Source organism: Micromonospora sicca, assembly GCF_003172935.1.
GTDB lineage: Bacteria > Actinomycetota > Actinomycetes > Mycobacteriales > Micromonosporaceae > Micromonospora > Micromonospora sicca.
Genome location: NZ_QGKS01000365.1, coordinates 1 through 9,665, shown reverse-complemented (window position 1 = coordinate 9,665; position 9,665 = coordinate 1). Strand labels below are relative to the sequence as shown.

The window sequence follows — 9,665 nt, the reverse complement described above, 5'->3', positions numbered from 1 at the left end:
GCACCTGCGGGCGGGGGCGGGAGCGAGGGGCGACGGTGCCGAGCCGGTGAATCGTTTACGTCATCAGCTTCACAGGGACACCCCGGCAACCCCGCGGCCCCCGTCGCCAACCACACCGCAGCGGCCGACGCGCCTCCGGCCGTTGCGGAAGGATTCCGGGCCGGATCGGCGGGACCGGTCAGAGCACCCGCTGCACCCAGCCGTACGGGTCCTCGACCCGGCCGCGCTGGATGTCCACCAGCTGCTGCCGCAGCGCCATGGTGGACCGACCCGGCTCCCCGCCGCCGACGAGGAACTCGCCGTCGGGGAAGCGCACCTGGCCGATCGGGGTGATCACGGCGGCCGTGCCGCAGGCGAAGACCTCGCGCAGCCGCCCGCTGGCCGCGTCGGCCTGCCAGTCGGCGAAGCTGATCGGCCGCTCCTCGATCCGGTGTCCGGCTGCGGCGGCCAGGGTGAGGATCGCGTCCCGGGTGATGCCCGGCAGGATGGTGCCGGTCAGCGGCGGCGTGACCAGGGTGTTGTCGTCGTAGACGAAGAAGACGTTCATGCCGCCCAGTTCGTCGATGAACCGGCGCTCGACCGCGTCCAGGAAGACCACCTGGTCGCAGCCCGCCTCGATCGCCTCCGCCTGCGCGACCAGCGAGGCGGCGTAGTTGCCGCCGCACTTCGCGGCGCCGGTGCCGCCCGGGGCGGCCCGGGTGTAGTCCGGGGAGACCCAGACCGTGATCGGCTTGACCCCGCCGGAGAAGTACGCACCGGCGGGCGAGGCGATGACCACGTAGAGGTACTCGTTGGCCGGCCGGACGCCGAGGAAGACCTCACTGGCGAACATGAACGGCCGCAGGTAGAGGCTGGCGTCCTCGTGCTCCGGGATCCACTCCTGGTCGATCTCCACCAGCCGGCGCAGCGACTCGACGAAGGTCTCCCGCGGCAGCTCGGGCATCGCCAGCCGCTGGGCCGAGGCGGCGAAGCGGGCGGCGTTGGCCTCCGGGCGGAACATCGTCACCGCGCCCTCGGCCGTCCGGTACGCCTTCAGCCCCTCGAAGATCTCCTGCGCGTAGTGCAGCACCGCGCTCGCCGGATCCATCGGGATCGGGGCCCGCGCCTCGACCCGGGCGTCGTACCAGCCCTTCCCGTCGGCGTACCGGATCGTCACCATGTGGTCGGTGAAGACCCGGCCGAAGCCCGGGTTGGCCAGCAGGGCGGCCCGATCGGCGGCGGATACCGGCGCGGGATTCGGACGGATCTCGAAATCGAGCTTGTCACCACCGCTCATCGCGCTGACCTCCCTGCGGGTTGACGACATGCGGGACCGCACGCCGGATCTGGTGCCAGAAACTTACCCCGAACGGTCGTTCAGCGGATAGCTCCGCCCCGGCAGATCGAGCGTGCCGAATGGCGAGAACGATCGCGGTCGCGTCGCCGCGGACGACGTCGCGGGGTGGGCCCGGAGCGGGTCTGGCGGCCCGGATCCGGGCCGGCGGAAGGCCCTGGTCAGGCTACGGCGTACCCGGCGAGCCGGTCGCCGACCTCGGCGGTGCGCAGCGGTACGCCCGGGGTCCGGCCGGCGAGCTCGGCGCCGACCGCGGCGGTGACCCGGGCCGCGGCGTCGGCGTGGCCGAGCTGGTCGAGCAGGAGCGCCGCGGAGAGCACCGCGGCCACCGGGTCGGCCACGCCCTTGCCGGCGATGTCCGGCGCCGAGCCGTGCACCGGCTCGAACATCGACGGGTACGTCCCGGCGGGGTTGATGCAGCCGCTCGCGGCGAGGCCGATGCCGCCGGTGACCGCGGCGGCGATGTCGGTGAGGATGTCGCCGAAGAGGTTGTCGGTGACCACCACGTCGTACCGCTGGGGCTGGGTGACCAGGAACATCGCGGCGGCGTCGACGTGCTGGTACTCGGTGGTGACGTCGGGGTGCTCGGCGGCCACCGCCGCGAAGGCGCGGGCCCAGAGCGAGCCGGCGTGGGTGAGCACGTTGGTCTTGTGCACCAGGGTGACCTTGCGCCGCTCGCGGCGGCCGGCCCGGGCGAAGGCGTCCCGGATCACCCGCTCCACCCCGTGCCGGGTGTTCAGGCTCTCCTCGGTGGCCACCTCGGCCGGGGTGTCCCGGTGCAGCGAGCCGCCGGCGCCGGCGTACAGGCCCTCGGTGCCCTCGCGGACGACGACCAGGTCGACCTCACCGGGCTTGACGGTGGCCAGCGGCCCGGGCACCCCCGGCCAGAGCCGGGACGGGCGGAGGTTCACGTACTGGTCGAAGGCGAACCGGAGCTTGAGCAGCAGCCCCCGCTCCAGCACCCCCGGCGGCACGGTGGGGTCGCCGACCGCGCCCAGCAGGATGGCGTCGTGCCCGGCCAGCTCGGCCAGCACGGAGTCGGGCAGCACCTCGCCGGTGCGGTGGTAGCGTGCGGCGCCGAGGTCGTACTCGGTGGCCTCGACCCCGGGGAGCACCGCGTCGATGACCTTGCGGGCCTCCGCGACCACCTCGGGTCCGATCCCGTCCCCGGCCACCACCGCGATCCGTGCCACCTGGCGCTCCTCACCTCGTCGCTTCCCGTGAACGGTACGTCGTCGTCCCGTCTCCCGGTACGCGCCTTCCACCATGCGGGAAACCGGAATCCTCAGGAGGCTCCCAGGTGGCATTCATGGTGCGGTCATCTCCACTGCCTAGGGTCGGTGGGGAACGGGTCACGGGGGCCCGTGACCGGCTTCGCCGCGGCGCTGCGGCGTCGTCAGCGAAGGAGCAGGTGTGATGCGGATCGACGAGCAGCCACGGGCCCGATGGGTCGACGAGCAGCCCCGGACCCGGTGGGTCGACCAGGCGGGGTTCCGCACCCGCCGCCCCGACCTGCGGCTCGGCACCCGCAGCCACCGGCTGGACCGGTCCGCCGGGACCGCCGGCGACCGGATCACCGCCGAGCACACCGTCCGCACCTCCACCGCCGAGTACTCGCTGCTGCTCAACGCCCCCGGGTGGCTCGGCCGGCGGATCGTCGGGGAGGCGCTGCGGGACGCCGTGGCCGAGCTGCGCGCCATCGACCTCACCTACGGGCCGGCCCGGCCGGACAGCCTGGTCTCCCGGCTGCGGCGGGGCGAGATCACTCCCGAGTCGTACCCGCCGCTGGCCGACCTGGTGGACCGCTGCGCCGCGATGCGCGCGGCCACCGACGGCTGGTTCGACGCCTGGGCGGTGCCGGGCGGCTTCGACCCGGGCGGCCTGCTCGGCGGCTGGGCCGTCGAGCGGGCCGCGGCCCGGCTGCGCGCCGCGGGCATCCACGACTACGCCGTGCTCACCGGCGCCGACCTGGTGGTACGCGGCCACGCCGCGCACGGCGGCCCCTGGCGCGTGGCGGTGCACCATCCGACCGACGCCCACCGGGCCCCGCTGGTGCTGGAGATGACCGCCGGGGCGGTGGGCACCTCCGGGGTCACCGGCCGTCGGGGCCACGTGGTGGATCCGCACACCGGTGAGCCCGCCGACCACCTGGTCTCCGCCACCGTCGTCGGCCCGGACCTCGCCGTGGCCGACGCCTACGCCACCGCGCTCTACGCCGCCGGCCCGGCCGGGCTGGCCTGGTTCCGCACCGGCTCGGACTATCGGGCGCTCTTCGCCCACCGCCGCTGACGATCCGCTGCCCGCTGCCGCCCCGATCGGCCGTTCCTCGCACCACGGCCGCGCGAGGTGTGCAGGTGGCGGGCGGATCGGCGCCGGGAGCGCCGCGATCGGCCCCCACGGTCTCGGCAACGACTGTGGAGGCCGGTCAGCGACGAGTGCGCGTGGCTCGCGCAATCGAGGGGTGCGGACCGGTGGGCCGGACGTCCGACCACGCCACCCGAAGACGGGCCGACGCCGCGACTCCGCCAGCGACCGCACCGGTACGCTAGCGAATCGACGCAACTCGACGCAAGAGTCTCCACAGCGGACCGTCACCGCCCCCGGATCGGGAATCCGCGACTGCCCTGCGGCGGGGCAGGGGTGACGGCGCGGACGCGGGATGGCACGCTGTCCGCCGTGAGTTTCGATCTGAGCGTGTGGGCCCTTCCGGCAGGGGCCACGCCCGCCGAGGTGCGGGCAGCGGTGCAGCGGTGCCGCGAGGGGCGGCACGCCGACCGCCACCCCGACCCAAGAGTGGTCCGCTTCTACCGGGCGATCACCGCCGTGTATCCCGACCGCCACGCCGGGCCGGGCAGCCCCTGGGAGGTCACCCCGCTGCACGCGGCGGCCGACCACCTGGAGCTGAACCTCTTCCCGACCTGCGAGGACCAGGTACTGCTCGACATCGAGCGGTTGGCTGGTGAGCACGACCTGATGCTCTTCGACGCCCAGGACGGCTCGGTCTACCCACCGCCCGCCCGCGTCACCCCCTGACCCGCAGTCCCGTACGACGAGGGACCCGGCCGAGTCGGCCGGGCCCCCGATGTGTCGCGTGTGGACTACTCGTCGCGCAGGTCGGCGGCGCTGGCCGCGACCGCGCCGATCGAGTCGGCCGCCGAGCTGAGCAGGTCCGCGCCGAGCGCCTGGTCGACGGTGAGCGTCATCAGCGTCTCGCCGCCGGCCTCCCGGCGGGCCACCTGCATCGCGGCGATGTTGACCCCGGCCTCGCCGAGCAGGGTGCCGACGGTGCCGACCACGCCCGGCCGGTCGACGTAGCGCAGGAAGACCAGGATGCCCTCCGCGCCGATCTCCACGTCGAAACCGTCCACCTCGGTCAGCTTGATGACGTCCCGGGTGCCGGTGCTGGTCACCGTGCCGGAGACGCTCACCGTGCGGCCGTCCGGCAGCGCGCCACGGACGGTGACCAGGTTCGCGTGGTCGACCGTCTCGGCCTGGGTCGTCAGGGTCACCTCGACGCCGCGCTCGGCGGCCAGGTGCGGCGCGTTGACGTAGGTGACCTGCTCCTCGACCACCGAGCTGAACAGCCCCTTGGTGGCGGCGAGCTTGAGCACCGAGACGTCGTGGTTGACGATCTCGCCGCGCACCTCGACGGTGACGCTGGCGGCGACCCCGCCGGCCACCGCGGTGAACGCCCGGCCCAGCTTCTCGGCCAGCGGCAGCAGCGGGCGGACGTCCTCGGCGACCACCCCGCCGGCCTGCACGTTGACCGCGTCCGGCACGAACTCGCCCTGCAGCGCCAGCTTGACGCTCTTGGCCACGGCCAGGCCGGCCTTGTCCTGCGCCTCGTGGGTGGAGGCGCCCAGGTGCGGGGTGGCCACCACGTTGTCGAAGGCGAACAGCGGCGAGGAGGTGCAGGGCTCCTTGGCGTACACGTCGACGCCGGCGCCGGCGACCCGGCCCTCGGCGATCGCGTCGGCCAGGGCCTGCTCGTCCACCAGGCCGCCGCGGGCGGCGTTGACGATCCGCACGCCCGGCTTGACGATCGACAGCTCCTTCTCGCCGATCAGGCCGACCGTCTCCGGGGTCTTCGGCAGGTGGATGGAGATGAAGTCGGCCTCCCGCAGCAGCTCCTCCAGCCCGACCAGGCGGACGCCGAGCTGGGCGGCGCGGGCCGGCTGGATGTAGGGGTCGTACGCGATCAGCCGGGTGCCGAAGGCGGCGATCCGCTGCGCGAAGAGCACCCCGATGCGGCCGAGACCCACCACGCCGACGGTCTTGCCCTGCAGCTCGACGCCGGTGTACTTGGACCGCTTCCACTCCCCTGCCTTGAGCGCGGCGCTGGCCGCGGCGGTGTTGCGGGCGACGGCGAGCAGCAGCGCGACGGCCTGCTCGGCGGCGGAGACGATGTTGGAGGTGGGGGCGTTGACGACCATGACGCCCCGCGCGGTGGCGGCCGGCACCTCGACGTTGTCCAGGCCGACGCCGGCCCGGGCGACCACCTTCAGGCGCGGCGCGGCGGCGATCGCCTCGGCGTCGATCTGGGTGGCGCTGCGCACGATCACCGCGTCGGCCTCGGCGAGCGCGGAGAGCAGGGCCGGGCGGTCGGTGCCGTCGACGTGGCGTACGTCGAAGTCGTGCGCGAGCACCTCGATGGCGGCGGGAGCGAGTTCTTCGGCGATCAGTACGACAGGATTCATCGGTCCTCGTAGATGTCGTCAGAGCGGTCGGCTACGGCGGGGGACGCCGCGCTGCGCCCTGCGGTGAGCCGTGCCATGGCCGTCAGGTGCCGGCTACGCACCTACCTGGGATCGTAGGGCGCGGGCCGGTCGGCGTGTCCGGGGTTGCGGGGTGAGTGCCCTCACAAACCCGACATGTCGCGGGGCTGAACGGGGGCGGAACGCAGGCGGTGGCGGGCCCGGCGCCGGGGAGAGCGCCGGACCCGCCACCGTGCGGGTCAGGCGGTCTCGGTGATCGGCCGGTCCACCCAGCTCATCATGGCGCGCAGCTTCTGACCGGTCTCCTCGATCGGGTGCGCCGCGCCCTCGGCCCGCCACTTGGCGAAGTTCGGCCGGCCGGCCTCGTCCTCGGCCACCCACTCGCGGGCGAACTCGCCGGACTGGATCTCGCCGAGGATCTTGCGCATCTCCTCCTTGACCCGGGAGTCGATGACCCGCGGGCCGCGGGACAGGTCGCCGTACTCGGCGGTGTCGGAGACGCTGTAGCGCATCCGGGCGATGCCGCCCTCGTACATCAGGTCGACGATCAGCTTCAGCTCGTGCAGGCACTCGAAGTAGGCCACCTCGGGGGCGTAGCCGGCCTCGGTGAGCACCTCGAAGCCGGTCTGCACCAGCGCCGCCGCGCCGCCGCAGAGCACCGCCTGCTCGCCGAAGAGGTCGGTCTCGGTCTCCTCGGTGAAGGTGGTCCGGATGGCCCCGGCCCGGGTGCCGCCGATGCCCTTGGCGTACGAGAGGGCCAGCTGGAAGGCATTGCCGCTGGCGTCCTGCTCGACGGCGACGAGGCAGGGCACGCCCTTGCCGTCGACGTACTGGCGGCGGACCAGGTGGCCCGGGCCCTTCGGGGCCACCATCGCCACGTCCACGTCCGCCGGCGGGGTGATCAGGCCGTACCGGATGTTGAAGCCGTGGCCGAAGAAGACTGCCTTGCCGGGGGCGAGGTTCGGGGCGATCGCCTCGGCGTAGAGGGCCCGCTGCGCGGTGTCCGGCGCCAGGATCATGATCACGTCGGCCTCGGCCGCCGCCTCGGCCGGGGTGAGCACCCGCAGGCCCTGCTCCTCGGCCTTCGGCCGGCTCTTCGAACCGGCGGGCAGGCCGATCACCACGTCGACACCGGAGTCGCGCAGCGACAGCGCGTGGGCGTGGCCCTGGCTGCCGTACCCGATCACGGCGACCTTGCGGCCCTGGATCAGGCCCAGGTCGGCGTCGTCGTCGTAGTACACCTCAACGCTCATTGACTTCCCTTTCGTACGGCGGTCCGCAGCGGCCCGTCGTGGACTTGTGTGGTGGTCAGGCGGCGCGCAGCGCGGGCCCGGCGGTGATCGAACGCGAGCCGCGCCCGATCGCCACCGTGCCGGACTGGACCATCTCCTTGATGCCGAACGGTTCGAGGTCGCGCAGCAGCGCGTCGAGCTTGTCGGGGGTGCCGGTGGCCTCGATGGTCAGCGTGTCCGGCGCGACGTCGACCACCCGGGCGCGGAACAGGTTCACCGTCTCCAGCACCTGCGCCCGGGCGGTGCGGTCCGCGCGGACCTTGACCAGCAGCAGCTCCCGGGCGACCGAGACCTGCGGGTCCAGCTCGACGATCTTGAGCACGTTGACCAGCTTGTTGAGCTGCTTGGTGACCTGCTCCAGCGGGGACGACTCGGCGTTGACCACGATGGTGATCCGGGAGACGTCGGGGTTCTCGGTCTCGCCGACGGCGAGGCTGTCGATGTTGAAGCCGCGCCGGGAGAACAGGCCGGAGACCCGGGCCAGGACACCCGGCTTGTTCTCCACCAGCACGGACAGCGTGTGCAGAGTCATCAGAGCTCGTCCTCGTCGAAGGCGGGGCGGACGCCCCGGGCGAACATGATCTCGTCGTTGCTGGTGCCCGCGGCGACCATCGGCCAGACCATGGCGTCCTTGCCGACCACGAAGTCGATCACCACGGGGGCGTCGTTGATCGCCATGGCCGCCTCGATGGTCTTGTCCACGTCGGCGGCGTTCTCGCAGCGCAGCCCGACGCAGCCGAGCGCCTCGGCGAGCTTCACGAAGTCGGGGATGCGGTGCTTGTGGGTGCCCAGCTCGGTGTTGGAGTAGCGCTCGCCGTAGAAGAGCGTCTGCCACTGCCGGACCATGCCCAGGTTGCCGTTGTTGATCACGGCGATCTTGACCGGGATGCCCTCCAGCGCGCAGGTGGCCAGCTCCTGGTTGGTCATCTGGAAGCAACCGTCGCCGTCCACCGCCCAGACCACCGTGTCCGGCTTGCCGACCTTGGCGCCCATCGCCGCCGGCACCGCGTACCCCATGGTGCCGAGGCCGCCGGAGTTGAGCCAGGTGTGCGGCTTCTCGTACGAGATGAACTGGCTGGCCCACATCTGGTGCTGCCCGACGCCGGCCACGAAGATCGTGTCCGGGCCGGCGATCTCGCCCAGCCGCTTGATCACGTACTGCGGGGAGAGGGTGCCGTCGGCCGGCTCCTCGTAGCCGAGCGGGTAGCGCTCGCGCAGGTCGTCGAGCTGGGTCCACCAGTCGCCGAGGTCGGCCGGGTGGCCGGCGGCCCGCTCGGTGGTGACCGCGGCGATCAGCTCGTCGATCACGTGCCGGGCGTCGCCGACGATCGGCACGTCCGCGTGCCGGTTCTTACCGATCTCGGCCGGGTCGATGTCGGCGTGCACCACGGTCGCGTCCGGGGCGAACGAGTCCAGCTTGCCGGTGACCCGGTCGTCGAAGCGGGCTCCCAGCGCCACGATCAGGTCGGCCTTCTGCAGGCCGTAGACCGCGGCGACGGTGCCGTGCATGCCCGGCATGCCGAGGTGCTGCCGGTGCGAGTCGGGGAACGCGCCGAGCGCCATCAGCGTGGTGACCACCGGGATGCCGGTCAGCTCGGCCAGCCGGCGCAGCCCCTCGGTGGCGCCGGCCTTGAGCACGCCGCCGCCGACGTAGAGCACCGGGCGGCGGGCGCCGGTCATCAGCCGGGCCGCCTCCCGGATCTGCTTGCCGTGCGGGTGCAGGGTCGGCCGGTAGCCGGGCAGGTCCAGAGTGGGCGGCCAGGCGAAGGTGGTCGGCGTCTGGAGGACGTCCTTGGGGATGTCCACCAGCACCGGGCCGGGCCGGCCGGTCGAGGCCAGGTGGAACGCCTCGGCCAGGACCTGCGGGATCTCCTCGGCGGTCTGCACCAGGAAGTTGTGCTTGGTGATCGGCAGGGTGATGCCCTGGATGTCGGCCTCCTGGAAGGCGTCCGTGCCGATCGAGGGACGCGCGACCTGGCCGGTGATCGCCACCATCGGCACCGAGTCCATGTACGCGTCGGCGATCGGGGTGACCAGGTTCGTCGCGCCCGGCCCGGAGGTCGCGATGCAGACGCCGACCTTCCCGGTCGCCTGCGCGTAGCCGGTGGCGGCGTGGCCGGCACCCTGCTCATGGCGGACCAGGATGTGCCGCACGGTGGAGTCGTAGAGCGGGTCGTACGCCGGCAGAATCGCACCGCCCGGAATGCCGAAGACCACGTCGACGCCGAGCGCCTCGAGCGACCGCACGAGCGATCCCGCGCCGGAGACCTCCGTCGGGGCGGCCTGCCGTACCGCCGGAGCGGCCGGGGTGGCCCCGTTGCGGGG

Annotated in this window: 8 protein-coding genes; 2 read left to right on the top strand and 6 right to left on the bottom strand. The window is 73.1% G+C overall.

Features of this window, described 5'->3' with window-relative positions:
- Positions 1–178 precede the first annotated feature (178 nt).
- Together DKT69_RS29625 and DKT69_RS29620 are read right to left on the bottom strand one after the other, a co-directional pair.
- Entirely contained in the window at positions 179–1,276 is a 1,098-nt protein-coding gene (locus DKT69_RS29625) for a branched-chain amino acid aminotransferase (RefSeq protein WP_109804755.1), read from the bottom strand.
- A 218-nt stretch (positions 1,277–1,494) separates the two neighbouring features.
- Entirely contained in the window at positions 1,495–2,526 is a 1,032-nt protein-coding gene (locus DKT69_RS29620) for a 3-isopropylmalate dehydrogenase (protein WP_109804754.1), read from the bottom strand.
- 223 nt (positions 2,527–2,749) lie between these two features.
- On the opposite strand from DKT69_RS29620, the gene DKT69_RS29615 reads away from it, so the two are divergent.
- Together DKT69_RS29615 and DKT69_RS29610 are read left to right on the top strand one after the other, a co-directional pair.
- The gene (locus DKT69_RS29615; protein ID WP_109804753.1) at positions 2,750–3,622 is read left to right on the top strand and encodes an FAD:protein FMN transferase; all 873 of its coding nucleotides are present in this window, start codon (positions 2,750–2,752) and stop codon (positions 3,620–3,622) included.
- 387 nt (positions 3,623–4,009) lie between these two features.
- Positions 4,010–4,366 carry a hypothetical protein gene (locus tag DKT69_RS29610; RefSeq protein WP_201749923.1) on the top strand — a complete coding sequence of 119 codons (357 nt, stop codon included), beginning with the start codon at positions 4,010–4,012 and terminating at the stop codon, positions 4,364–4,366.
- Positions 4,367–4,431: 65 nt separating this feature from the next.
- On the opposite strand, the gene serA is transcribed toward DKT69_RS29610, so the two are convergent.
- From serA to DKT69_RS29590, 4 genes are all read right to left on the bottom strand, one after another.
- On the bottom strand, positions 4,432–6,030 hold the full coding sequence (gene serA / locus DKT69_RS29605) for a phosphoglycerate dehydrogenase (RefSeq protein ID WP_109804751.1): 1,599 nt from the start codon (positions 6,028–6,030) through the stop codon (positions 4,432–4,434).
- Positions 6,031–6,287: 257 nt separating this feature from the next.
- On the bottom strand, positions 6,288–7,301 hold the full coding sequence (gene ilvC / locus DKT69_RS29600; RefSeq protein ID WP_109804750.1) for a ketol-acid reductoisomerase: 1,014 nt from the start codon (positions 7,299–7,301) through the stop codon (positions 6,288–6,290).
- Between the two features lie 55 nt (positions 7,302–7,356).
- The gene (ilvN, locus tag DKT69_RS29595; protein ID WP_109804749.1) at positions 7,357–7,872 is read right to left on the bottom strand and encodes an acetolactate synthase small subunit; all 516 of its coding nucleotides are present in this window, start codon (positions 7,870–7,872) and stop codon (positions 7,357–7,359) included.
- Positions 7,872–9,665, bottom strand: a 1,794-nt coding sequence (locus DKT69_RS29590; RefSeq protein ID WP_109804748.1) for an acetolactate synthase large subunit, incomplete at its 5' end; no start/stop codon positions are given. The genes DKT69_RS29590 and ilvN, both read right to left, overlap by 1 nt.